Annotated in this window: 20 protein-coding genes; 13 read left to right on the top strand and 7 right to left on the bottom strand. The window is 67.2% G+C overall.

Annotated features, from left to right (window positions below; genetic code table 11):
* From GF399_04985 to GF399_04970, 4 genes are all read left to right on the top strand, one after another.
* Window positions 1–3,096: T9SS type A sorting domain-containing protein (locus GF399_04985; protein ID MBD3399668.1), on the top strand; the 3,096-nt coding region annotated here is incomplete at its 5' end.
* Between the two features lie 88 nt (window positions 3,097–3,184).
* Window positions 3,185–3,556, top strand: coding sequence for a hypothetical protein (locus tag GF399_04980; GenBank protein MBD3399667.1), 372 nt, complete (start codon window positions 3,185–3,187; stop codon window positions 3,554–3,556).
* A gap of 50 nt (window positions 3,557–3,606) precedes the next feature.
* Complete coding sequence (locus GF399_04975; protein MBD3399666.1) at window positions 3,607–5,295, top strand: hypothetical protein; 1,689 nt, start codon at window positions 3,607–3,609, stop codon at window positions 5,293–5,295.
* 11 nt (window positions 5,296–5,306) lie between these two features.
* Window positions 5,307–5,849, top strand: a complete 543-nt coding sequence (locus tag GF399_04970; protein ID MBD3399665.1) for a hypothetical protein — start codon at window positions 5,307–5,309, stop codon at window positions 5,847–5,849.
* Window positions 5,850–5,997: 148 nt separating this feature from the next.
* Here GF399_04970 and GF399_04965 read toward each other — a convergent pair whose 3' ends face one another.
* The 3 genes from GF399_04965 to GF399_04955 all read right to left on the bottom strand — a co-directional run bounded on the left by GF399_04965 (window position 5,998) and on the right by GF399_04955 (window position 9,787).
* Window positions 5,998–6,528, bottom strand: coding sequence for a hypothetical protein (locus GF399_04965; GenBank protein MBD3399664.1), 531 nt, complete (start codon window positions 6,526–6,528; stop codon window positions 5,998–6,000).
* A 22-nt stretch (window positions 6,529–6,550) separates the two neighbouring features.
* The gene (locus GF399_04960) at window positions 6,551–7,342 is read right to left on the bottom strand and encodes an AgmX/PglI C-terminal domain-containing protein (GenBank protein MBD3399663.1); all 792 of its coding nucleotides are present in this window, start codon (window positions 7,340–7,342) and stop codon (window positions 6,551–6,553) included.
* Between the two features lie 78 nt (window positions 7,343–7,420).
* Complete coding sequence (locus tag GF399_04955) at window positions 7,421–9,787, bottom strand: AAA domain-containing protein (protein ID MBD3399662.1); 2,367 nt, start codon at window positions 9,785–9,787, stop codon at window positions 7,421–7,423.
* A 293-nt stretch (window positions 9,788–10,080) separates the two neighbouring features.
* On the opposite strand from GF399_04955, the gene GF399_04950 reads away from it, so the two are divergent.
* From GF399_04950 to GF399_04910, 9 genes are all read left to right on the top strand, one after another.
* A complete protein-coding gene (locus tag GF399_04950; protein MBD3399661.1) occupies window positions 10,081–11,484 on the top strand; it encodes an HD domain-containing protein in 1,404 nt (467 codons plus the stop codon).
* Window positions 11,485–11,716: 232 nt separating this feature from the next.
* Window positions 11,717–14,485 (top strand): hypothetical protein, encoded by a 2,769-nt coding sequence (locus GF399_04945; GenBank protein ID MBD3399660.1) that lies wholly within the window; start codon window positions 11,717–11,719, stop codon window positions 14,483–14,485.
* A 232-nt stretch (window positions 14,486–14,717) separates the two neighbouring features.
* Window positions 14,718–15,197 carry a hypothetical protein gene (locus tag GF399_04940; protein MBD3399659.1) on the top strand — a complete coding sequence of 160 codons (480 nt, stop codon included), beginning with the start codon at window positions 14,718–14,720 and terminating at the stop codon, window positions 15,195–15,197.
* Window positions 15,198–15,335: 138 nt separating this feature from the next.
* Complete coding sequence (locus GF399_04935; GenBank protein ID MBD3399658.1) at window positions 15,336–15,749, top strand: hypothetical protein; 414 nt, start codon at window positions 15,336–15,338, stop codon at window positions 15,747–15,749.
* Complete coding sequence (locus tag GF399_04930; protein ID MBD3399657.1) at window positions 15,703–16,437, top strand: ATP-binding cassette domain-containing protein; 735 nt, start codon at window positions 15,703–15,705, stop codon at window positions 16,435–16,437. The genes GF399_04935 and GF399_04930 overlap by 47 nt, the downstream gene beginning before the upstream one ends.
* Window positions 16,428–17,228 (top strand): iron export ABC transporter permease subunit FetB, encoded by an 801-nt coding sequence (gene fetB, locus GF399_04925; GenBank protein ID MBD3399656.1) that lies wholly within the window; start codon window positions 16,428–16,430, stop codon window positions 17,226–17,228. The genes GF399_04930 and fetB overlap by 10 nt, the downstream gene beginning before the upstream one ends.
* Window positions 17,229–17,244: 16 nt before the next feature.
* Window positions 17,245–17,661, top strand: coding sequence for a hypothetical protein (locus GF399_04920; protein MBD3399655.1), 417 nt, complete (start codon window positions 17,245–17,247; stop codon window positions 17,659–17,661).
* A gap of 4 nt (window positions 17,662–17,665) precedes the next feature.
* Window positions 17,666–18,232 carry a flavin reductase family protein gene (locus GF399_04915; GenBank protein ID MBD3399654.1) on the top strand — a complete coding sequence of 189 codons (567 nt, stop codon included), beginning with the start codon at window positions 17,666–17,668 and terminating at the stop codon, window positions 18,230–18,232.
* Entirely contained in the window at window positions 18,232–19,089 is an 858-nt protein-coding gene (locus GF399_04910; GenBank protein ID MBD3399653.1) for a hypothetical protein, read from the top strand. The genes GF399_04915 and GF399_04910 overlap by 1 nt, the downstream gene beginning before the upstream one ends.
* A gap of 96 nt (window positions 19,090–19,185) precedes the next feature.
* On the opposite strand, the gene GF399_04905 is transcribed toward GF399_04910, so the two are convergent.
* The 4 genes from GF399_04905 to GF399_04890 all read right to left on the bottom strand — a co-directional run bounded on the left by GF399_04905 (window position 19,186) and on the right by GF399_04890 (window position 22,428).
* Window positions 19,186–19,818, bottom strand: coding sequence for a hypothetical protein (locus GF399_04905; protein ID MBD3399652.1), 633 nt, complete (start codon window positions 19,816–19,818; stop codon window positions 19,186–19,188).
* Between the two features lie 277 nt (window positions 19,819–20,095).
* Window positions 20,096–20,590: a hypothetical protein gene (locus GF399_04900; GenBank protein MBD3399651.1), complete on the bottom strand. Its 495-nt coding sequence runs from the start codon at window positions 20,588–20,590 to the stop codon at window positions 20,096–20,098.
* A 310-nt stretch (window positions 20,591–20,900) separates the two neighbouring features.
* Window positions 20,901–21,494 (bottom strand): hypothetical protein, encoded by a 594-nt coding sequence (locus tag GF399_04895; GenBank protein MBD3399650.1) that lies wholly within the window; start codon window positions 21,492–21,494, stop codon window positions 20,901–20,903.
* A 310-nt stretch (window positions 21,495–21,804) separates the two neighbouring features.
* Window positions 21,805–22,428: a hypothetical protein gene (locus GF399_04890; protein ID MBD3399649.1), complete on the bottom strand. Its 624-nt coding sequence runs from the start codon at window positions 22,426–22,428 to the stop codon at window positions 21,805–21,807.
* Window positions 22,429–22,689: the final 261 nt, after the last annotated feature.

Genomic DNA, 22,689 nt, shown 5'->3' with positions numbered 1-22,689 from the left:
GCCGGCGAAGGCACGGCCTGGACCGAGCACGCCATCGACCGCACCGGCTCCAGCCCCCACTGTCAAGAGCTTTATGATATCGACGGCGACGGCGATCTCGACGTGGCCGTTGCTTTATACGAAGCCGACCAGGTGGCTTGGTTCGAGAACGTCAACGGTGACGGCGAAGAATGGACCAAGCACGTCGTCGGCTCCTGCAACGGCCCGACCTGGATCAAGGTCTACGATATCGACAACGACGGTCGCGACGATTTCCTGACCAACTCCTACCTCGATCACGACGCCTACATCTGGTACCAGGGAACCTCATCCTGGGAAAAGGTGACGGTCAGCGACGACGTCTTCTACAACCGGGCCGTCGACGCCGCCGATGTCGACGACGACGGCGACCTGGACTATCTGGCCGTGGCCCAGGGCGGCTACAGCGGCGGAGGGGTCTACTGGTGGGAGAACACCGGTGACGACTCCTGGCCGCGTCACGACGTCGATCCCACGTTTCAGCGCGGCGCCTCCCTGGAGACCCCGGACATCGACGGCGACGGCGATCCCGACGTACTGCTCAGCTCCCGCGACGATCCCGAGCACACCGTACCCGGCGTCGTCGCCTGGTGGGAGAACGACAACGACGGGGACGTATGGACCCAGCACGTCGTCATCGACGATTTCTGGGAATCCTACGTCGCCGCCGCAGCGGACATCGACGCCGATGGCGACCTGGACATCGTCGCCTCCTCGGAGGGGCAGGACCGCATCCGCTGGTTCGAGAACCTCGACGGCGACGGCACCTCCTGGGACAACCATCACGTGGTCAAGGATTACTGGGAGGCCTCGGCGGCCTGGTACGGCGACGTCAACGGCGACGAGCGCCTGGATATCCTGTGTATGATGGGCGACGAGGACGAAGGCGAGGGGGCGTGGTTCGACGTCACCCGCTACTCCAGCAGCGGCTCGTTGGTTTCTTCGATCCTGGACAAAGGCTCCGGCGGTGGCTGGGGCATCATGCACTGGGTTTCCGAAAGCCTGGATACCGAATCCACGGATATCACCTTCCAGGTCCGTTCCAGCAACAGCGCCGGTAGTATGGGCACCTGGTCTCCCGAGATCGGCGCCAACGATTTCGAACTGTCCGATTATCTGGATGACGGCGACCGCTACGTGCAGTACCGCGTCCACCTGCAGACCGACGATATCCGTATCAGCGAGGTTCTGCACTCGGTGGCCCTGGCCTACGGCTCCGACTCCAGCCCGCCCCAGATCACCCACACCCCGATCGAGACCACCCCGACGGGGGAGCGTCTGCTGGTCGTCGCCGAGGTGACCGACGACGAGGGCCTGCTCGGCGTCAGCCTCTACTACCGCGCCGCCGGTAGCTCGGAGTACAGCGAGGTCGGCATGCAGGGCTCGGGCGGCAACTACACCGGCTATATCCCCGCCGACGTCGTCGGCGAGAACGGCGTCGAGTACTATCTTTGGACCACCGACGGCTTCAACCAGACCACCGCTCCGACGGGCGGGGCCGACGCCCCCTACAGCATCCAGATCACCTACGCCGACGAGGGCATAGATCCGGGCTACGACCAGCACTCCGGCGTGACCGTCGCCGATTATCGTCTGTTCAGCGTCCCGACGGACTACAGCGGCGGCGGCTCTCCGGCCGACGTCCTCGAAGACGACCTCGGGGACTACGACCGCGACATCTGGCGCCTGGCCCGTTACCAGGACGGCGCCTTCGTCGAATACACCGCGGGCGCGATCCAGGATTTCGCCCCCGGACGGGCCTACTGGCTGATCGTGGGTGTCGACGGCGTCCGGTTGGACTCCGGCCCCGGCCGCAGCCCCGAAACCTCACCGCCCTGCGGCATCCCCCTCGAGCCGGGCTGGAACCAGATCGCCTGTCCCTATCCCTTCCCCGTCGCCTGGCGCGAGGTGATTATCCTGGGGGAAAACGGCGACCTCGGCGACGACCTGGAAGATCCGGTGACCTACAACGGTAGTTACGACTACTCCGCCGACACCCTGGTACCCTGGGAGGGTTGTTTCGTCTACTACCACGGTTCCGGTTCCGCGACCCTCTACATCCCGGCCATCGACGACGGCGCCGAGCCGCCCGAGGCCGCTTTCCCCGTCAGCCACACCGCAGGCCTCACCCGGGGCGGTCCGGCTCTGCCGGCGGTGGCTTCCGAGATGGCTGTGAGTGCGCCCAGCACGGCCCTCACCGGCATTTCCTCCGCAATCAGCCCGCCGGGCGAAACGGTCCTGCGCTCGCCCGACCCGGCGGTCGTCGGGCTGACGGCTAACGATGCCGCAGGTACCCAACCCACCCTTACCACGATGAACACCGAGGTCGAGGAGCCCCGCTGGACCATCGACCTGCGGCTGGATTCCGGTGGTCTGCTCGACGCCTGGAACCGCGTCGGCGTGGCCGAGGGGGCGAGTGAATACTGGGACGGCGCCGAGCATCGCGAGCCGCCCTACCTCGCCGGAGCGCCCAACCTGGTCTTCGTCCACGACGACTGGCCCAGCCGCCGGGGCGAATACGCCAGCGACATCCGACCCGAGCTGGGACCGGGACTGGAGTTCGACCTCGTCGCCCGACCCGCCGCCGGGGCCTCCTACGCCCTGGTCAGTTGGCAGGGCGTCGACGACCTGCCCAACGGCATCGGCGCGGTGCTGATCGACGACGCCGTTGGAGTCCGCGTCAACCTGAAAACCGTCGGCGATTACGCCCTCGAGTACCTGCCCGGCGAGGGGGAACGCGCCCTGCGCCTCCTCGTCGGTCCCCACGACTGGCTCGACGACCAGAGCCCTGACAACCCGCGCAACCTCTACCTGGCCCAGAGCTACCCCAACCCGGCCGCTGGACCGCTGACCATCGAATTCGGCGTGGCTCGGGCCGGCGAGGTGGAGCTGGCCGTCTACGACCTGGCCGGCCGCCGGGTCGCCACGTTGTTCGACGACTACCTGACCCCGGGCCAGCGGGTGATCACCTGGGACGGCCGTGGTGCCGACGGGCGCCGTGCGGTTGACGGTGTCTACCTCTACCGGCTCAGCTCGGCCGAGGACGTGCTGACGCGCCGCCTGGTTCTCAGCCGCTGAGCGGCGCTTCGAGTCATTCAAGCCGGCCGCGTCCGGCCGAGCGGAGTCCGCGCCGCCGGAAAGCCGTGCGCTTTCCGGCGGTTGTGGTATGATCGACGCTATCGAACCGCCGATCACCCTCTTACCGACCGTCTTGACGAGTTTCATCGGTGAACAGATCGCCGTCGAGCGCGATGACGACCGTCCGCTCAAACGGCCCGACGCCCCGACGGCCTTCCGCTGGAGGGGACGGCGCTACGTCGTGCGGGAGTTGTTGCGCCAGTGGACGGCGGCGCCGCCGGGTCTCGGCGGCGGTGGGCGACCGCGCTTCACCGTGCGCTCCGGCCGCGGCTGCTCCTGGGGCGGCGGGCGGACCTACTTCCGTTTGCGCACCGACGGGGGGACCTTCGAGATCTACTACGACCGCCGTCCAGCCGGCGACCGGCTGGGCTCCTGGCATCTCTGGCGGCGGCTGGACTAGGCGCGTCGAGGTCTGCTAAACTAATCGACTGACCTGCGACGGGAGTCGACGTGGCCCGCAAGCCCCTGGGTGAGTTGATTGTCGAGCGCGGCCTGGCCACGGCGGACCAGGTCCGCCGCCTGCTGCAGCGGGCCCGCCGGGAAGACGCCTGGCTGGGCACCCTGGCGGTCAATGAGGGGCTGATCGCCGAGAGCCAGCTGAAGAAACTGCTGGCCGACCAGGCCGGCGTCGATCCCCTGCCCGACGGCTTCCGCTTCAAGCCCGAGCTGGCCGAGCTATTGGCGCCGCGTCTGGCCAAGAAATACGGCGTGGTGCCCCTCAAGGGCGACCGTCGCAAACTGGCCGTCGGCACCGCCGAGCCCGAGAACGTTCCCTTGCTCGATGAGCTGGCCTTCGCCACGGGTCTGGAGATCGTGCCCTATTTCATGCTCGAGGGCGAGGTCGCCGACGCCCTCGACGTCGTCTACGCCGACGTCCCTCCCGTCAATCTCGACGACGAGTACCGACCCCCCGAGCACGGCCCGCGCAGCCCGCGCAGCGAGCCATCTCCTCCGCGACCCGCTCCCCGACCCCGGGGTGAGCGTTCCGCCGTCGGCGGCGGTGAGAACGCCGCCGCCAACCTGATCGCCGCCGCCGTCGAGCGCGGCGCCCACAGCGTGCATCTGCGGCTGACCGAAAGCGAACTCAGCGTGCGGCTGCGCATCTCGGGCAAGCTCGAACCCGGCCCGCCCCAGCCCTACCGCTACGCCCGCCCCCTGCTCAACCAGTTCAAGGTGCTGGCCGGTCTGCCCGCGGCAGAGCGTCACACCCCGCAGAGCGGCCACTTCCGCCTGACCGTCGAGGGTCGGCCCGTGGCCGTGGGCTGTCACTTCACCCCGACCCTGGCCGGGGAGCGGGCGGTGTTGATCCTCGAAGCCCGCCGCGGCGCCGTCCCCGATTTCACCGAGCTGGGGCTGCCCGACAAGATGGCCGAGGAGCTGGACCGGACCCTGGAGAGCCGCCACGGTTTGATCCTGCTCACCGGCCCGCCCTTCTCACGCAAGAAGGACCTGGCCTACGCCATGCTGGAGCGGGTCGACACCCGGGTCCGGGCCGCCCTGACCGTCGAGGAGCACACCAGCTACCGTCTGGAGGGCCTGGATACCATCCAGCCCCTGCCCGAGGAGGGCCTGGACTACTCCGCCGCCGTCGAGGCCGCCCTGGAGCAGGAACCCGACGTTCTGTTCACCGATGAGCTGCCCGCCGCCGGCGCCGTCGATCGCCTGATCGGTTCAGCCTACGCCCGCTCCCTGGTCATCCTGCGCCTGGCCAGTTCGGGGATCCTCTCCGGCCTGCTGGCCCTGCGCGAGCTGGGCCGCGAACCCTTTCTCTTCGCCAGCTCTCTGCTGCTGGCCACCAGCCAGCGCCAACTGCGCCGACTCTGTCCCGACTGCAAGCGACCCTACAAGCCGACCAAGGCGGTGCTGGAGAGCCTGCGCATCGCCGCCACCCGGCCCTTCACCTTCTACGAAGCCACGGGTTGTCCGACCTGCGATCACACCGGCTCCACCGGCACCGTGATCATCTACGAGCACCTCAAGCCCACCTCGCAGATCCGCCAGCTGCTCAGCGGCGAGCTCTCCCTGGAGGAACTCTCCCGGGCCGCCCGGCGGGCCGGTCTACGCACCGCCCGCGAAGCCGCCCTCGACCTGGCCCTCTCCGGCGAGGTCTCTGTGGCCGAGATCCTTCGCCTCACCTGATCGTCGAGACCATGCCCGACCAGGACACCAACCGGGAAGACGACGGCTACGCCGCCCAGCTTCGTCGCTACGCCGAGGAATTCCGCGGCGGCTTTCTCTACGAGGTGCTGCGCTGGGGCAACGATCAGCTGCTCCACGGCGGGACCTTCCAGCGCCTGGTCGGCAGGGCCTGTGCCGAGTTCGCCCGGGAGGGCCCACCGGGGGCCGACGCCGCCAGCCTGGTCTTCGAGGAGCTGTTCCGCCGCGCCGATCTGGACCGCTTGCTGGGCATCCCCCGCGATGACAAGCTGATCCGGCTGGACCCCGCCGCCCTGCTGCGGGCCTTCGAGGAGCGTCTCGCTGATCACGCCATCGCCGACCCCCGCTACTTCAGCCGCCGCCGCGCCGCGAACCTCGTCGTGGCCTTCCTGCGCACCCTGGAGCGCCTGCTGACCACGGACAGCTACCTGGCCGAGCGCTTCAACTTCGAGTACGGCCTGTTCCTCGATCAGTTGCCGCCGGACCGCCGCCCCCCGCCGAGCCCGACGCAGCCGTCTTCCCCGTCTGACGATTGACACCGCCCCCGGTGCCCGTCACGCTTCTTGCATGCGCGGCCGACCCGCGGGGCCGGCCGCGGCAAGCAGCGTGCCGGGCCCGGCGCTACGATAAACGACCAACGGCCCCCGGGGGCCGTTGGTCGCGTCGAGGCTTTTCTGCGCGGGCCTAGAGGTTCTCGTAGGGGTTGGTCGCCGCTGCGCCGCCGTCGTCCTCGTCCTCCACATCGGCGGCGTCCTCATCGACGGCGCTGTGGGTGTCGGCGGCGGGCTCGTCGGCGGGCAGGAACTCGTAGGGCACGGTGACGGTGGCCCAGGTCTGATAAGCCTCCTCGGGGCAGCGCAGCAGCCACCAGCTCTCGATGAACCCGCAGATACGCTCGGCCAACTCTTCGCTGCCGGTGGTGTTCTCGACGGGCACGCAGCCGGAGACCGTACCGTCGGCCTCGAGGGTGAACATGACCACCAGGCGGCCCTGGACCTCCGGGTTCTCGTTGTAGATCTCGTTGAAGATGTTGACGATGTCGCTCTGGCGACGGTAGATCTGATCGGAGAGGTACTCGGGGTGGCGGGCGGAGGAGGGCGCGGCGGGTCCCTCTACGGTGATCAGCTCGGCCCCCTCGAGGATGACGGCCCGATCCACGGCGGCGGCCGAGGCGCAGAGGACGGCCAGCAACAGGATCAGCAGCTTGTTGGTCATTGCTCTTCCTTCCGCGGGTGGTTCAGTAGGCGGAGTTGAAGGAGAAGGTGTAGATGACGCGGACGTCGCCCTCCGGTCCGTAGTCATCCAGGGACGAAAGGCGCCAGCCGGAGACCTTGGCGATAATATCGTCGACCAGGCCGGTCGCGCCGATGGTGTCTTCGACGAGGGCGGCGTCGGTCACCCGGCCGTCGTGGTGCAGGGTGAAGGCGAGCTTGATCTCGCCCTCCAGCCCTGGAGCGGCCAGCAGGTAGACGTTGTAGATCTCGTTGATCTGGGGCAGCAGGCCCTCGATATCATTATGGATCCACCAGATTCTACGTCCCGGCGGCAGGGGGGTTCCCGCCTCGAGGGGCTCGACGGCCACGGGCACGGTGACCTTGAAGTAGGAGAACTCGAAGGTGTAGGTGATGCTGACGCCGCCGGGATGGTCGGCGTCGCGGTTGGGCAGGATGTACCAGGTGGCGGCGTTGTCCAGCAGCCGTCCGGCGAGGTCGTCGTCGTCCAGACGGTTTTCGACGATCCGGCACTCGGTGACGTAGCCGTCGTCTCCCAGCTCGAATTGCATCCGCAGGCAGCCGCGGGTCTGGTTACCGGCGTCGAGGTGGCGCTGGTAGATCAGCTCCAGACGCTCGGCGAGTTGGCGCATCTTGGCGTTGATGCGGTTGGATTTAAGGGAGCTGGAAGCGACGGCGGGCCCCTCGACGGCCGTCAGCTCGACGGCCTCGACCTCGCCCTCCAGGACCTCGGCGGCGCCGGCGGCGGCGACGCAGGTCAGCAGGAGGAAGATCAATGTCGGGCTGATCAGCTTCATCGTTTTTTACGGGGTGGTGGATTGCAAGATTATAGCCCACCCCGGCCCGGATTTCCAGCCGCTGCGCCCGATCGGGTCCTAGGAGAAACTCAGCTCGCCGTCGACGACGCCGACGCGCACGGTGTCGCCGACCGCGAATTCGCCGTCCAGGAGCCGGTCCGCCAGCCGATTGGTCAGCAGGCGGTTGACGGTCCGTCGCAGGGGCCGGGCGCCGAAACGCGGATCGTAGCCGCGCTCCAGGATCAGGTCGCGGGCCGCCTCGTCGACCTCCAGGGAGATGCCCTGGTCGGCCAGCAGCTTCTCGACCTCGGCCAGTTGCAGCTCGACGATCCGGCTCAGTTCCGTCCGCGTCAGGGCGTGGAAGACGATGATCTCGTCGATGCGGTTGAGGAACTCGGGGCGGAAATGGTTGTGCAGGTCCTCGAGGGCGGTGCGGCGCATCCGCTCGTAGACCGCGGCGTCGTCGCCGGCGTCCAGTTCGCCGGACAGGCGCAGGATCTTGTCGGCGGCGACGTTGGAGGTCATGATCACGATGGCGTTGCGGAAGTCCACCGTGCGGCCGTGGGAGTCGGTCAAGCGACCGTCGTCGAGCACCTGGAGCAGGGTGTTGAAGACGTCGGGGTGGGCCTTCTCGATCTCGTCGAACAGGACGACGGAGTAGGGCTTGCGCCGGACGGCCTCGGTGAGCTGGCCGCCCTCTTCGTGGCCGACGTAGCCCGGCGGGGCACCGACCAGGCGGCTGACGGCGTACTTCTCCATGTACTCGCTCATGTCGATGCGGGTGACGGCGCCCTCGTCGCCGTAGAGGAACTCGGCCAGGGCCTTGGCCAGCTCGGTCTTGCCGACGCCGGTGGGGCCGAGGAACAGGAAGCTGCCCTGGGGACGGCTGGGATCGGCCAGGCCGGCGCGGTGCTGACGCACCACCCGGGAGACGGCGTCAACGGCCTCGTCCTGACCGACGATCCGCCGGTGCAGGTGGCTCTCCATCTCGCGCAGGCGCAGGCGCTCGTCGGCGGAGAGCTGGTTGACCGGGATGCCGGTCCAGCGGGCGACGACACGGGCGACGGCCTCGGCGTCGACCAGGCTGCGGTTGACGGCCGCGGTCTTGGCCCGTTCCCAGTCCTGTTCGGCGTGGCGCAGGCGGTCCTCGAGCTCCAGCACCTTGGCGTGCAGGCGGGCGGCCCGCTCGTAGTCGTGCTCCCGCGAGGCTTCAGCCTCCCGTTGACGCTGCTCCTCGACCTCTTCGCGCAGCCGGGCCAGGTCCGGCGGGACGACGAGGTTGTCCAGGTGGACCCGGGCGGCGGCCTCGTCGAGGCAGTCGATGGCCTTGTCGGGCAGGAAGCGGTCGCTGACGTAGCGGGCCGACAGCCGGGCCGCGGACTCGATCGCCTCGCCGGCGATCTTGACCTGGTGGTGCTCCTCGTACTTCTCGCGCAGGCCCTGGAGGATGGCCACGGTCTCCTCGACGGAGGGCTCCTCGACCAACACGGGCTGGAAGCGCCGCGCCAGGGCGGCGTCCTTTTCGATGTGCTTGCGGTACTCGGCCAGAGTGGTGGCGCCGACGGCCTGGAGTTCGCCCCGGGCCAGGGCGGGCTTGAGGATGTTGGCGGCGTCGATGGCCCCCTCGGCGGCTCCGGCGCCGACGACGGTGTGCAGCTCGTCGAGGAACAGGATGTAGGGCCCGCCCTCGACCTCCTTGAGCAGCTTCTTCAACCGCTCCTCGAACTCGCCGCGGTACTTGGAACCGGCGACCACGGCGGCCAGGTCCAGCATGATCACCTTGCGGTCCAGCAGGCTCTCGGGCACCCGCCGCTCGACGACGGCCTGGGCCAGGCCCTCGGCGATGGCCGTCTTGCCCACGCCGGGTTCGCCGATCAGCACCGGGTTGTTCTTGGTTCGCCGGCTGAGCACCTGGACGACCCGGTCGATCTCGGCCTCCCGGCCGATGACCGGATCCAGTTCACCCCGGCGGGCCAGCTCGGTCAGGTCGCGGCCGAAGATGTCCAGGGACGACTCGCCGCTCGCGTCGCCCGCGGCGCCCAGGGCGGCCAGCAGTTCGTCGGTGGGGACGTGGAGGGCGGCCAGGACGCGGTTGGCCCCGGAGTTGCGGTCGACCAGGATCGCCGCCAGCAGGTGGGCCGGACCGGCTTTCTTCTCGTCCTGCATGGTGCTTTCGGCGGCGCGCCGGATCGCCCCCTCCAGGCGGGGGGTCAGGCTCAGCGTCGTCCCGCGGCCGCTGTGGCTGAGCAGGCGTTCCAGCTCCTCAGTGATCGCGTCGAAGCTGGCCCCGCGCTCGGCCAGGGCCTTGGCGGCGTCGGTGCCCACCTGGCGGGCGATCCCGGCCAGCAGGTGCTCGGTGCCCACGTAGTCGAAGCCCAGGCTGCGGGCCACGTCTTGGGCCGAGCGGACGGCCTCGACGGCTTCATCGTTCAGATAGCGTTCCATAGACCTCCACGAAATGTACCCCCGCGCCGCGCGGGCGATCACCGTGCCGTATTGGCAGGCCGGCGGCGCCGGATGTCGTCTTACGACGCGGCGGGGGCCGTTGGTTCGTCGTTTTCTCGTCGTCTGTTAATCAGTGCAAAAAACATGCCAACGGCGGCGGGAGAGTCACCATGGAACAAGCTGGGTTTCAACAGATTCCACGGTGCGTCCCTCGTTAAAACCCCGCCGGACTGTTATAATCGACAACGTCTAGCGACCACTCAACGACAGAACCCCACCCTTCGGGAGTCCGCATGGATCTAGCGGCACTGCTGCAGCGTTTCGCCGAGGCGGCGCGGGTGCAGCTCATCGTTCTCACCCGGGCCGGCTTGGAGCGGATCGGCCCCGCCGACCTGCTCTGTCCCTCCTATGATCCCAGCCCCGACGGTCCCTGTATGAACGCCCTGACCTCGCCCAAGGACCAGGTGGCCGACTGCGTCGGCGGCCGCCGCTTCATCACCCTCAAACCGCGGCTGCCCGGCTTGATCCAGTTGATCATCTGCCGGCCCGCCGGCGAGGTCGAGCAGTTGCAGACAACGGCGCAATTGCTGGAGCTCCAGCTGGAGCCCTTCACCGAGCTGGGCCTGGAGCTGCCCGGGCGCAATCCGCTCTCGGCCAACCTGCGCGGTTTTCTCGAGGATCTGGTGCTGCTGCGCGATCTCGAGGACAGCCTCGGCAGTCTGTTGCTGCCGGACGCCTACTTCACCACCCTGCTGGAGCAGACCCGCAGGCTGTTCGCCGCCGATGGGGCCGTAGCGCTGTGGAAGATGCTCGACGAGCGGATCCACGCCACGGTGGGGGGGTTGGAGCCCCCGGAGGATCTCGACGCTGGAGAGGCCTTCGACGCCCTGGGGCGTCTGCCGACCCGGCACACCCCGGTCAAGGAGATGGCCAACAAGCACCTGTTGCGCTTCGACGGCTTCTTCGGCCGACGCTACGGCAGCGGCGTTGGACTGCGCCTCGGCGGGCGGGTCTGCCTGTTCTACGTCTGGGATAACGAGGAGCTCGAACCCGCAATCATCCATCGCCTCGAGGTGCTCCAGCGCCGGCTGGTCGCCTTCACCGAGCGGGTCTATGAATACACGGGCCGGCTGTGGGCCGGTTTCACCACCCTGCTGTCGGTGATCAACGCCCTGGAAGCCCGCGACACCTACTCTCGCGGTCACTCCGAGCGGGTGATGCGCTACGCCGTGCGTCTGGGCCGCGCCCTGGATCTCGGCCTGGAGGAGCTGTTCCAGTTGCGCTTCGCCGCCGTGCTCCACGACGTGGGCAAGCTCGGTCTGGCCGAGGACATCCTGGGCAAGGACACCCCCCTCGATGAAAGCGACTGGGTCGTGGTGCGCCGCCATCCGATCGTCGGCGAGGCCCTGGTCGGCGTTACCGAGCAGATGAAGCCCGTGGCCGCCATCATCCGCCACCACCACGAGCGCTGGGACGGCGAGGGCTACCCCAACCGGCTGGCCGGCGAGGACATCCCCCGGCTGGCCCGCATCCTGGCCATCGCCGAGGCCTACGACGCGATGACCTCGGAGCGGCCCTTCCGCCATCCCCTGCCCGCCGAACGGGCCGGCGTCGAGCTCGAGGGCAACGCCGGACGGCAGTTCGATCCGGAGATGGTGGAGCTGTTCGTCGAGCTCATCCGCAGCCGGTCGAGTTGATAGTCGGGAGAGATTAAGACAACTTAGTTGATAAGATAATGCTAATCTATCTACCCTTGGCCTTTCTTTTTGACAACCGTCGGGCCGGGGGTAGCTGTATTTTGTGTAAAAAGTCGACTTAAATGGGTTTGATGCTTGACATCCATGCCCAAAATGTCTTAAATACTAGACGATGGCAATTAAGTTACTTTTGCTTACATCTACATAGCCTGTCCCTCGAGGGGGGATCCGAATGGCGAAGAGCAAACCGGGCAAGCAGGACGACAAGGTCAACACCAGCGACGAGCAGTGGGAGCAGAAGCTGATCTCCGAACTGTCACTGACCAAGCCCCAGGGCGAAACCTCCAAGTATCCCCGGATCTCCAAGGAACTGACCCAGCTCATCGAGCGCTCGGAGAAGCTGATCGACAAGCTGGGCGGTGAGACCGGCGACGCCCGCCGGGCCCTCGAAGAGCTGCTGGCCAACCGCGAGGAGCTCGAGGCCATCCGCCTGCGTCTCAATGAGATCAGGGAGCTCCGCGGTCAGATCACCAGCGATCTGGACTATATCGAAAATACCAGCAAGACCATCGAGCGCTCCAAGAAGCGGATCAAGGAGATCGCCGGGCGGCTCGACGGCCTGGTCGCCGAGACCGAGGGCCGCCTGCGCTCCTTCGACGAGGCCCTGGCCGGCTACCGCGCCGAGCTGGAGCGCCTCGAACAGAGCGAGGAGAGCGCGGCCAAGGTGAACGCGCGCGTCACCGAGCTGCGCGCCGAGCTGGCCGGCGTCGAGGAGAAAACGGGTGAGTTGGGCGAGGTCCTGGCCGAGTTCAGGCAGCAGACCGACTCCATCCAGGAGGTGCAGAGCAAGATCAAGCTGACCCGGCTCAACCTCGACGACCTGCGCGAGAACCAGCACTCCCTGGAGCAGAGCCTGGAGTCACTGAGCGAGAACCTGGTCGGTCTCAACGCCGAGCTGGCCGCCTCCAAGGAGAAGTCCGCCGAGATCTCCACCGAGATCGAACGCGTCGACGAGTTCCGCTCCAAGGCCGAGGAGCTGAAATCCTCCGTCGCCTACATCCAGCAGAAGTTCAAGAGTCTGCAGCGCGAGCGGGAGATCGTCGAGAAGGTCGGCGCCGAGCAGGCCCGGCTCAACGTCGTCGTTTGGGACATCGAGGCCCAGATCGACAAGATCAACGAGAAGATCGATCTCGTCGAGCAAACCCGCCACAGCATCGACGAGCTCGAGGGACGGCTCAAGGAGCTCGACGAGACCCGCGGCGCCGTCAACGAGGCCCTCGAAGCCGCCAGCGAGGCCCGCTCCGAGGGCGAACGCGCCACCAACCTGGCCGCCGGTCTGCGCCGGGACCTCGAGTCCATCGACGAGGGACACCGCAAGCTCAACGACCAACAGGAACGCCTGGTGGCCCTCGAGCAGCGCATCGGCACCCTCGACGGTCAGATCAAGAACATCGAGCAACGCAGCGGCGAGTTCGACGCCCTCGCCGCCCGCCTCGAGGAGATGCGCAACCAGGCCGCCGCCCACGAGGGCAAGCTCCAGAGCCTGCTCGAGCATCGCCCCGCCCTTGAGGACGCCCTGGGTACCGCCGCCCGCCTCGAGGAGGAGCTCAAGCGCGTCGACGAGGTCGACAAGCGGCTGAACAACTTCCAGGAACGCCTGCGGGCCATCTCCAGCCGCCTGGCCTCCAACGAATCACGCCTCGGCGTGGTCGACTCCCTCGAAGGCCGCATCGGCGGCATCCGGGAGGCCATCGGCGAGCTGGACTACAAGGTCGGCGAGCTGCGCGAGACCGGTACCAAGACCGCCGAGCAGTTGGAAAGCCTGGCCGGGGAACGCCAGACCCTCGAGCAACTCGCCGAGCGCCTGAACCGCCTCGACGAACGTGAGGAGCACCTCAAGGGCCGCTACGACGTCCTCGAACAGCGCCGGGAGACCGTCAAGCTGATCGAAGAGAAGATCGCCGGTCTGCACCAGCTAATGGGCGAGGTCGACAAGCACGCCGCCGAGCAGCTTCAGCGACGGGCCCAGCTCGACGAACTTGAGAAGCGCCTCGACAACCTCGATCTCTCCCTGGAGCGCGTCCAGTTGACCGGCGATGAGGTCCGCCGCCAGCAGGACGAGATCGAGAAACTGGGCGCCAAGGTCGACGACTACCTCGAGAACGCCCGCGACGCCGAGCGCATCAACAAAGAAGTCGGCACCCTGGCCGGCCGCCTCGAGAAGACCCGCGGCGAGATCCAGCTCGAGCTGGAGAAGGCCGAGCGGATGGCCAAGCAGACCGGCGAAGACCTCAACGTGCTGCTCAAACTCGAGGAGGAGGTCGGCGAACGACAACAGCGCATCCAGGGCGCCGCCGAGACCACCGAGCAGTTCCTCAACCAGCTCGAGGAATCCCAGCAAGACCTCGACCACCTGACCGCAGACCTCAAAGGCCTGCGCGACGAACTCAACACCACCACCTCCCACCTCAGCGAGCTGGACTCCAAGACCAAGACCCTCGCCGCCGTCGGCGAACGCACCCAGCGCCTGCACAGCCGCCTCGATCAGTTCGAGGCCCGCCTCGAGGAAGCCGTCGAGCTCAGCAACAAGCTGACCGGACTCGGCGAACGCCTCGCCGAGATCCGGGAACTCGTCGACCAGACCCGGGCCGAGCAACAGCCAGTCATCGACGGGCTCGAAGAGCGCTCCCAGCGCCTGCTGACCAACCTCGAACGCCAGGACGAAAACCTGGACGCCCTCGACGAACGCCTGCGCAAGCTGGAGCAGACCCTCCAACGCGCCGACAAGCTCGAACAGCGCCTGGGTGCCGTCGACGGCAAACTCGACGACCTCGACGTCCGCCAGCAAAACCTCGAGAAGGACCTCATCAATCGCGAGGACCAGAAGTCCGAGGTCGAGCGCTTGCGCCTGTTGCTCAAAGAGGCCGAAACCAAGCTCAAGCAACTGACCCAGGACCGCCCGCCCCGCAACGACGACGCCAACCCCAAGAACGGCAAATAGACCCGCCGGACTCGAACCCGAGGCCCCGGCGCGCTTGTTGCGCCGGGTTCGCCCACCGGCGAACCCGGCCTGCAAGAAGCGTGACGGGGCCGGCCGGGGGCGAAGGCGGGGCGGGCGGGCGGCCGGTCGCTACGCTCGCCCCCCGTTCGGCGGTTCATTGCCGCAGGCCGCCCTGGTTAGCGGGGGCGGCCTTTTGTATAATCAACCTCGGGGATAACCGAAGGGAGCCCTGATGAAACGCTTGGTTCTATCGCTCCTCGCCACGGTGACCATCGCCGCCGCCGTGCCCCGCTACGCCCTGCGCGACGGCGTGGGTTGCAGCGCTTGTCACCTCAACCCCGAGGGCGGGGGGATGCGTACCCCCTACGCGGCCAGGCGCTTCACCAACGACGGTCCGGACATCGACCTCGGTGAATACGTCCGCGTCGACGCCGACCTGCGTGTCTTCGCCGTCTACGAGGAGGCCGAAGACGACGCGGTTTTCGGCCTGACCGCCATGGACTACCGCCTGCGCGTCAACCCCCGCCTCGACGGTCTGGTCGACGGCGTGGTCGGCGTGAGCCGTTTCGGTCTCGACGACGCCTGGGCGCGGGTCTACCTGCCGGCTGACCTCTACCTGCGTTTCGGCCGCTTCCGGCCGCCCTTCGGCCTCAACACCGACGACCACAACCCGGCGACCAAGTCGCCGTTGGGTTACCCCACGGCCAGTTGATACGAGACGGGCCTCGAGGCGGGTTGGAGCTCCGGCGGCACCCACCTTGCCCTGGGCCTCTACAACGGTCGCGGCGAGAATACGGACAGCGCGCCGGGCAAGGCTCTGAACGCCCGGGCGACCCAACGCCTCGGACCCTTGCTTCTCGGCGCCTCCTATCACGCCGACGAGTGGCTGGACGACGACGACGGCCGCGTCGACGGTGTCTGGGGGCTGGCGGGTTTCTTCACCCTCGACCTGCCCGCCGACCTCGGCCTGCTGGGCGAAGTGGTCTTCCAGGAGCGTCGCGAGGGCGCCGGTCCGAGCTACACCGACGACCTGGCCTTTTGGGTCGGCGCCGGCTACTGGCTGGGTCCCGTCGAGCTACTCGCCGCCTACGACCAGCTCATCCCCGGCGAGGAGTCGGGTAGTCCGACCGCCGAGCGGCAATACCTGACCGGGCGCTTGATCTGGCACGTCCACAGTTTCTTCGACGCCGAACTCGGCCTGCGCTACGGCCTGCACGATGAGGCGACCAACCACTACCTGCTGCAGTTGCGCAGCATCTTCTAGCCGCCGGCGGAGGTCGATGCGACAACGGGGACTCGAGGCTCACGAACTGGTCTTTCCCGTCGGCGACGACCGCTGCGCCCGGGTCGATCTGGCCGTCGCACCGGGCGAGGTCTTGCAGATCGCCGGACCCTCGGGCTCGGGCAAGTCGACGCTGCTGCGCGTGCTGGCCCGGTTGCGCGGGCGGCTGAGCGGCGAGCTTTCCCTGGACGGCGTCCCCGCCGCGGAGATCGAGCCCCGGCGCTGGCGGCGCCGGGTGGGCTATCTGGCCCAGCGGCCGGCGGCCTTCGACGGCAGTGTCGCCGACAACCTGCGCCTGCCCTTCCGCCTGCAGATCGCCGACGACGGCTACGACGAGGGACGCGCCCGGAAGCTGCTCGAACTGGCCGGTCTGCCGCCGGGGCTCTACGGACAGGACGCCCGCACCCTCTCCGGCGGCGAGCTCCAACGCCTGGCCCTGGTGCGCAGCCTGCTCGCCGAACCCGAGATCTTGCTGGCCGACGAGCCGACGGCCTCCGTCGACGCCGCCACGGCGACGGGGCTGGCCGCGGCTTTCGCCCGCTGGGTCGCCGACGGCGGCGCCCTGATCCTGGTCATTCATGACGAGGGACCCTGGAGCGCCCTCGATCGCCGGGTACTCGACATCGGCGAGCTGGTCGCCCCGCGGCGGAAGGACGCCCCGTGTCGGTGATCCCGATCAGCGACTGGCAACTGGCCCTGGCCGTCGGCCTGGTAGTGCTGACCGGTGTGCTGACGGCCCTGCTGCGCCTGGGACTGCTCAAGAGCCTGGTCGTCGGCACCCTGCGCACCTTCATCCAGTTGTTCCTGATGGGCTGGGCGCTCAAGTACCTCTTCGAGTGGGACAGTCCCTGGCTGACCGGCGCGCTGTTGCTCTTCATGATCGGCTTCGCCACCTACACGGCCCTGCAGCGGGTCTCCGGCGCCCCCAAACGCCATTACGGCCTGACCTTCCTCTCCCTGCTGCCCGGTTCCATCCTGGTCACCGCCCTGGTCTGCGGCCTTGTCATCCAGGGCGATCCCTGGTACTCCGCCCGGGTGGTCATCCCCATCGGCGGGATGATCATCGGCAATTCCCTCAACGGCATCAGCCTGTCCCTGGATCGGCTCTACAGCGAGGTGCGCTCCCACGTCGGCGAGATCGAGACCCTGCTGGCCCTGGGCGCCGGACCCTGGGAGGCCGTCCGTGACCGGGTGCGCGCCGCTCTGCGCGCCGGGATGACCCCGATCATCAACTCGATGATGGCCGTGGGGATGGTCTTCCTGCCCGGGATGATGGTCGGCCAGATCCTGGCCGGCTCGCCGGCGCTGACCGCCATCCGCTATCAGATCGTCGTCATGCTGATGCTGGCCGCCGCCGTGGCCGTGGGCAGCCTGCTGTTGGTGGCCCTGCACTACCGCAAGCTGTTCACCGCCGAGGGTGCGCTCAAACCGGAGCTGGCCCGCAGCGAGAACAGCGGTTAGCGCCCCGGGGGTAAGCATGACCGTGGTGCCCGATCCGTCTTCCGCTTCCCGCCGAATGTGCGGGGAAAACCTCTTCCAGCGGGGGCGGCGCTGCGCCGCCGGTTTGCCGCCGGAGTTCCTGTGCCGTCTGGAAGAACTCGCCGCTGGCGGCTCGCTGGAGGATTTCGTCCGCCGGGCCGCGGCCTGGGAGGGCTGGCCCGTCGAGCTGCGCTGGGTCGACGGCGCCCTCGAGGTCCGCTACCCGCGCTGCCTGTGCCACCGCTTGCCCCCCGAGCCCCAGGCGCTGTACTGCGAGTGCTCTCGGGGTTGGCTGACGGAGCTGCTGGAGCGGCTCTTCGACCGCCCCTTCAGCGTCGAGCTGCGGACCTCCATCCTGCGTGGCGACCCCGAATGCCTGCTCATCGCCCACCCCCACCGACCGAAAGGCCCCTGAAACCATGCCCGACAAGCGCTGCCTCGAACCCCGAACCTACCTCTTTCCCGCCCCCTGCGTGGTCGTCAGTTGCTCCGACGGCGAGACGACCAACCTGATCACCCTGGCCTGGGCCGGTACCGTCTGCTCCGATCCGCCCCAGGTGGGCATCGGCGTGCGGAAGAGCCGCCATTCCCACCGGTTGCTCACCGCCGGGGGCGACTTCGTCGTCAACATCCCCACCGCCGGGCAGGCCCGGGCCGTCGACTTCTGCGGCGTACGCTCCGGGCGCGAGGTCGACAAGTGGGACGCCGTCGGACTGACCCCCGGGCCCGCCGCCGAGGTGAGCTCCCCGCTGATCGTGGAATTCCCGGTCAACCTGGAGTGCGTCACCCGTCACGTCTACGAGCTGGGCAGCCACGACCTGTTCATCGGCGAGATCGTCGCCGTCCACGTCGAGGCCGGCCTGCTCGACGCCGACGACACACTGGATCCCGGATGTTTCGAACCCCTGGTCTACAACTACGGCGGCCAGTACCGCTCCCTGGGCGGTCTGCTGGGAACTGCCGGTTTCTCCGTCAAGGAGCAATGATGCCCCGTTCACCGATAAGCTGGATTTTCACGTTGATCATCTGCTGCGCGGCGCTGGTCGCGACGGCCGACGAGGGAGAAGCGATGGCCGAGGAAAAGGAGTTTCCCGAGAGCGAATGGCCGCAACTCCAGGAACTGATGGAGGACGGTGGCGCCGAGGCCGTCGTCGGCTACATCAGCGCCATAGAAGACCCCCAGCGGCGGCGTAAGCTGTTCGTCTTCGCCCACCAGGGCTTCGCCTACCGCGACTGGGAGGGCAAGAACCTCGACGCCCTGGTGACCGTCGTCGAGGCCGGCATCGCCGAGTACCTGGCCCAGGCCGAGACCGCCGACGACGACGAGCGCGGTAAACTGCTTGACGGCGCCAACATCGAGGCCTACAACCTGGCCGCCGACCTGGCCCCCTGCTGGCCCGGCGACGAGCTGCCCCGCTCCAACCGCCACTTCGAGAAGGGCGTCGAGCTGGCCGAGCGCTGCCTCGACTGGCGCCACGAGTTGGAGAAAGGCCCCGCTCCCTTCTCCATGGCCTGGTGGGCCCTCGGGGCGCACCAGCTCTTCCTCGGCGATTACGAAGAAGCCGCCGACGCCTTCACCAAGGCCCTCGACTACGCCGTCCTCGACGCCCAGGCCCGCGAGGAGCCCATCGAGTGCGCCGCCGGGTCCGACTTCAGCGTCCTGCTCAACATGGGCTACCTGGGCCTGGCCCGCTGGGCCGCCGGGGACGCCGAAGGCGAGACCCTCTACCGCGACGCCCTCGAGGCTTTCAACGGCACCGTCGTCGGCCATCCCGACAAGTCCGACGACGCCGAGTTCGGCATCGCCCAGCTCGAGCTCGTTCAGAGCCGGGTCATCGACTAGGCGGCGTCCCGTTCGCCCTCAGTCAGGCATAAAGAAACAGACCGCCCGCGGGCGGTCTGTTTATCACCAAATCGCTTGGAGGACAAAACAGGTCGATTACTGGTACAGCGCCTTGATCCCGCCCCAGGAGCAATTATCAATATCCCACGTATCCCAGTAGCAGCGCAGCATGAAGTCGCCGTAGTCATCCACCTGTTGCCATTCTCTCCATGAGTCGACGTCACTGGCCCAGTTGTGGGTGCCGGCGGCGGCGTCGACGGCCATGCAGTCGGTCTGAGGATAGTTGCCGAACTGTTCCCAGGCCAGGTAGAAGACGCTGGACTCGATCCAGAGGTACGGAAAGACGGTCATCCAGTTATAGACGTCACCCTCGGTGATGTTTAGATACTCACGGTATAGATCCTCATAGGGATAGCCGCCACTATCGGAAAAGATGTGCAGATAAGCGCCCTGGAAGGTGCCGTCGGGCCAGCCGGCGTAAGTGACGGCCCCGACCCTGTTGACGGTGCCCACGTACCCCCCCGTCTTCTCCTCGTCGAACTGGACCGCCCAGTAGTTGCCGCCGGTGTACCAGACCCAGCCGGAGCTGATGTAGCCGTCATCCCAGTAGAACTCGTAGCCATATGAGGGTTGGGGATGGGCGTCGATCCGCGGGGTGGCGACGCCGATGGTATTGGCCGCCGAGACGGCGACGGCGAAGAGCAGGACGAGCCCGGTGAGTTTGCGCATGATTCAGGCTCCCGTCGGATAATGGGTTAAAAACGAGTAGAGGTTGATGACTACTAAAACGATAGACTATCCGCGGCGGGTCGTCAAGGGCGTTTTCAAAAAACCGGGGGCGGTCGAGCCGCCCCCGGTCGTACAGAGCCGACCCGCTTTACTGGTAGAGCGCCTTGACCGAACCCCAGGAAGAGGGCACGACTGCGCCGGGCCGTTCCTCCCAGTAGCAGCGCAGCATGAAGTCGCCGTAGGCGCTGTCGGGCGCCCAGGAGCCTTCATAGCCGGTCTAGTTGTGGGTGCCGGCGGAGGCGTCGACGGATAAGGCGTCGGTCTGGGGATAGTTGCCGAACTGTTCCCAGGCCAGGTAGAAGACGCTGGAGGTGATGTAGACGTCGACGTTGACCCACTCGTAGACGTCACCGGTGGCGAAGCCGAGATAGTCGCGGCTCAGGTCCTCGTAGGGGTAGCTGCCATAGTCGGAGAACAGATGCAGGTAGGCGCCCTGGAAGGTGCCGTCGGGCCAGCCGCCGTAGGGGACGGCGCCGACCTTGTTGACGTGGCCGGGGTTACCGCCGGTCTTGGTGTCGTCGAACTGGACGGCCCAGTAGTTGCCGCCGGTGTACCAGACCCAGGCGGAGGCGATGATGCCGTCGTCCCAGTAGAACTCCGAGTAAGCCGGAGCCTGGGGATGGGCGTCGATCGGCGGGGTGGCGACACCGTCGAGGTTGGCCGCCGAGACGGCGACGGCGAGGATGATCAGGAATAGCGCTGTCGGTTTCATGACTCCTCCTTGGGTTGGAGTGTTGGGGTGGGGGCGCCGGGGAGTAACTCCCGTTCGCGGGTGGCCGCGGCTACGTCCGGAGTCGCTACGTCCGGAGTCGCTCTGTCCGGAGTCGCACTGTCCGGAGTCGCACTGTCCGGAGTCGCACTGCGGCTGGTTGAGAGGAGGAAGGCAATTATGGAAGGTAAAGATATTTGTTTTCTACCATAAATATGATAGTCCATCATGTGAGCAGTGTCAAGATGATTACAGAAAAAACGAGGGGCCCGGTCGCCCCTCGCCGCATCGCGGTGCCGCTGACGGGATCGCGCTACTGGTAGAGCGCCTTTACCCGGCCCCAGGAGGACGGTTCGACGGCGGAGTTGTCAGACTGCCAATAGCAGCGCAGCATCAGCTCGCCCTCGGTGAAGGGCTGGCCGTCCATCCAGCTGTGGCCGCTGTTGTCGGTGTCCACGCCGATGGAGTCGCAGGCCGGATAGTCGCCGAACTGCTCGAAGACGACGTAGAAGAGACCGGTGCTGATCTCGACGTCGACGTCGATCCATTCGTACTGGTCACCGGACTGGAAGGCCAGGTACTCGCGGCAGAGGTCCTCGTCGGGGTAGCCGCCGTACTCGCTGAAGACGTGCAGGTAGCAACCCTGGAAGGTGGAATCGGGCCAGCCGGCCACGGTGTAGGCGCCCAGTTGGTCGATGTGGCCCGCCGTGCCGCCGGTCAGGTCCTCGCCGAACTCGACGGCCCAGTACTGCCCGCCGGTGTACATCACGTAGCCCACCTCGCAGCCGCCGTCGTCGTAGTGGAACTCCTGATAGTCGGGGCGAGGCGGGACGTCGGGCGTGGTAAACGCTCCCGCCGCCAGGCTCGCGCCGACAGCCAATACAATGATCAAACACAGACGTTGCATGGTCGGACCTCCGTGTCGGGGTGAAAGGGGTTTACGTCGCGACTATGCGACGTATATATATTAGTCGGCCGTGTGGGGGCTGTCAAGCGCCGCTGGACGAGGCGGGCCGGGCGGTTTCCCGGTGATGGCGGGGCCGGGTGTTGAAGCGCTGCGCCGAAGCTTAACGGCAGCGGGTTCCGGCCGCTTCACCGGGGTGGCAAGGCCGTCCGGGGTGGCTGCGCTGTACCTGGGAAGTATTGCGACTGTGGCGTTCAGCGGGCAATAAAAAAGGGGCGGCAGAACCGCCCCTTTGGTGTAGCTTGACTACGGTTTACTGGTACAGGCTCTTGACCTGGCCCCAGGTGCTGGGGGTCACGCCGGCTGGCTCCCAGTAGCAGCGCAGCATGAAGTCGCCGTAGGCGCTGTCGGGCGCCCAGGAGCCTTCATAGCCGGTCCAGTTGTGGGTACCGGCGGAGGCGTCGACGGCCATGCAGTCGGTGGCGGGATAGTTGCCGAACTGTTCCCAGGCCAGGTAGAAGACGCCGCTGGTGAGATCGATCGGCGGGTCGACGTTGACCCACTCGTAGACGTCACCGGTGGCGAAGCCGAGATAGTCGCGGCTCAGGTCCTCGTAGGGATAGCTGCCGTAATCGGAGAACAGATGCAGATAAGCACCCTGGAAGGTGCCATCGGGCCAACCGGTGACGGTGGTGGCGCCAACCTGGTTGACGTGGCCAGCATTGCCGCCGGTCTTTTCGTCGTCGAACTGGACGGCCCAGTAGTTGCCGCCGGTGTACCAGACCCAGCCGCCGCTGATGATGCCGTCATCCCAGTAGAACTCGTTGTACTCGGGAGCCTGGGGATGGGCTTCGATCCGGGGGGTGGCCACACTGTCGGTGTTCGCCGCAACACAGATGGCCGCGACGAGAAGGAGCATGATAACGACCTTCTTCATGTAGTGCCTCCTCTTCTTCGGTTGAGGTTCTTGAGTGCTGGGATTCGTCACCCTAGACAAAGGTGCTAAACCCAGAGAGTAAAGTACCACCATAAAGGTCGGGTGTCAAGGGTCGTGAGGAAAATATGGGTTGATGCAACTGCTTCTCATGTTTGGTTTGGACGGCCGTCAGGGCGCCGAAGGCCGTTTGGCGGGTTGTCTGGGCGGCCGGTTCAGCGGTCGGTTCATCGGTCGGTTCGTCGGTCGGTTCGTCGGTCGGTT

It is taken from the genome of Candidatus Coatesbacteria bacterium (genome assembly GCA_014728225.1).
GTDB lineage: Bacteria > RBG-13-66-14 > RBG-13-66-14 > RBG-13-66-14 > RBG-13-66-14 > WJLX01.
Note: the sequence above shows the minus strand (reverse complement) of the source record. Positions and strands in the feature narration are given on the sequence as shown.

What these genes read in the sequence shown, in the direction of transcription:
- GF399_04905 (MBD3399652.1), bottom strand. Translation starts at nt 19,818, where the DNA reads ATGCGCAAACTCACCGGGCTCGTCCTGCTCTTCGCCGTCGCCGTCTCG.
- GF399_04940 (MBD3399659.1), top strand. Translation starts at nt 14,718, where the DNA reads ATGAAACGCTTGGTTCTATCGCTCCTCGCCACGGTGACCATCGCCGCC.
- GF399_04910 (MBD3399653.1), top strand. Translation starts at nt 18,232, where the DNA reads ATGCCCCGTTCACCGATAAGCTGGATTTTCACGTTGATCATCTGCTGC.
- GF399_04970 (MBD3399665.1), top strand. Translation starts at nt 5,307, where the DNA reads ATGCCCGACCAGGACACCAACCGGGAAGACGACGGCTACGCCGCCCAG.
- GF399_04945 (MBD3399660.1), top strand. Translation starts at nt 11,717, where the DNA reads ATGGCGAAGAGCAAACCGGGCAAGCAGGACGACAAGGTCAACACCAGC.
- GF399_04890 (MBD3399649.1), bottom strand. Translation starts at nt 22,428, where the DNA reads ATGAAGAAGGTCGTTATCATGCTCCTTCTCGTCGCGGCCATCTGTGTT.
- GF399_04900 (MBD3399651.1), bottom strand. Translation starts at nt 20,590, where the DNA reads ATGAAACCGACAGCGCTATTCCTGATCATCCTCGCCGTCGCCGTCTCG.
- GF399_04915 (MBD3399654.1), top strand. Translation starts at nt 17,666, where the DNA reads ATGCCCGACAAGCGCTGCCTCGAACCCCGAACCTACCTCTTTCCCGCC.
- GF399_04895 (MBD3399650.1), bottom strand. Translation starts at nt 21,494, where the DNA reads ATGCAACGTCTGTGTTTGATCATTGTATTGGCTGTCGGCGCGAGCCTG.
- GF399_04980 (MBD3399667.1), top strand. Translation starts at nt 3,185, where the DNA reads ATGATCGACGCTATCGAACCGCCGATCACCCTCTTACCGACCGTCTTG.
- GF399_04920 (MBD3399655.1), top strand. Translation starts at nt 17,245, where the DNA reads ATGACCGTGGTGCCCGATCCGTCTTCCGCTTCCCGCCGAATGTGCGGG.
- GF399_04955 (MBD3399662.1), bottom strand. Translation starts at nt 9,787, where the DNA reads ATGGAACGCTATCTGAACGATGAAGCCGTCGAGGCCGTCCGCTCGGCC.
- GF399_04950 (MBD3399661.1), top strand. Translation starts at nt 10,081, where the DNA reads ATGGATCTAGCGGCACTGCTGCAGCGTTTCGCCGAGGCGGCGCGGGTG.
- GF399_04930 (MBD3399657.1), top strand. Translation starts at nt 15,703, where the DNA reads ATGAGGCGACCAACCACTACCTGCTGCAGTTGCGCAGCATCTTCTAGC.
- GF399_04965 (MBD3399664.1), bottom strand. Translation starts at nt 6,528, where the DNA reads ATGACCAACAAGCTGCTGATCCTGTTGCTGGCCGTCCTCTGCGCCTCG.
- GF399_04960 (MBD3399663.1), bottom strand. Translation starts at nt 7,342, where the DNA reads ATGAAGCTGATCAGCCCGACATTGATCTTCCTCCTGCTGACCTGCGTC.